Source organism: Treponema endosymbiont of Eucomonympha sp. (genome assembly GCF_001028545.1).
In genome coordinates this window covers 1-813 of the sequence record NZ_BBPW01000289.1, presented here as the reverse complement: position 1 = coordinate 813, position 813 = coordinate 1, and the positions used below count along the sequence as shown (strand labels likewise).

The 813-nt window shown below is 47.4% G+C and carries 1 protein-coding gene and 1 pseudogene; one reads left to right on the top strand and one right to left on the bottom strand.

The window, feature by feature from the left end:
* Nucleotides 1-128, top strand: a pseudogene (locus AWU74_RS10675) (IS5/IS1182 family transposase); the annotation flags it as partial.
* A gap of 279 nt (nt 129-407) precedes the next feature.
* On the opposite strand, the gene AWU74_RS06585 reads toward AWU74_RS10675, so the two are convergent.
* A complete protein-coding gene (locus AWU74_RS06585; protein WP_062328631.1) occupies nt 408-752 on the bottom strand; it encodes a hypothetical protein in 345 nt (114 codons plus the stop codon).
* Nucleotides 753-813 lie beyond the last annotated feature (61 nt).

The following is an 813-nucleotide window of genomic DNA, read 5'->3' as shown; positions in this document are numbered from 1 at the left end:
AAAACGTCTTCCGCGCCCTCAAGCGCTGGCGGGGAATTGCCACACGCTACGCAAAGCTCACCGCTTCCTTCATCGCCGCCATTCATGTCAGGTGTTTGTTCCTCTACCTTCCAGTCCACGCTACCTAATCCAGATTCGGTTTTCTCCTCGTTCTGACAACTAGTTAAAGAAAAATTGAAAATGAGAAAAACAAAAAATCCTGCATAAATCGAAACAACGCCCTTGTTCATTTTTTCCTCCCAATGCCGTAAAGCCTTACCGGAGCATACCCCCCTGTGTATCCTCCAAACGCCCCGATATGCGGACTGCCGCTCGCCCACCGCTGCCGCCCTGTCAGACGCTGCGCCAACCCGCTGCGAAGCAGCGCGTCACGACTGCCGCATGAGCAGACACCGTACGCATTCTTTTTAGCACTCAACAAATATTTCAGAAATATATTCTTTGGCTTTATCATTGATACCGAGATACGAGTATTCGACGTCAATTGCCCCGCGCCAAGCTTTTTGGCTTGTAACGTTCATATTGGGGTCATTCGGCCAGCCGTTGAGAAAATATATGTACAGCAGCGACGCTTTTATTTTGTTTTTAAGTAAGCAGTTTATGAATGCCAGCCTGTTCGCAAGCTGGTAATACTCTTTAAGCCAACTGTTGCTTGTGTGTATGCCAAATCGGTCTCGCATTGCTTCAAACACGCTTTTAATAATTTCTTGACTGCCGTCTGCAGTGCTTCTAGAAGATTTCAGTTCCTCCAAGTGTACTTTCGCCTCTATAATTATCCCACCTCTTCAAGTTTTGAATCAGAACCAGCGGGGT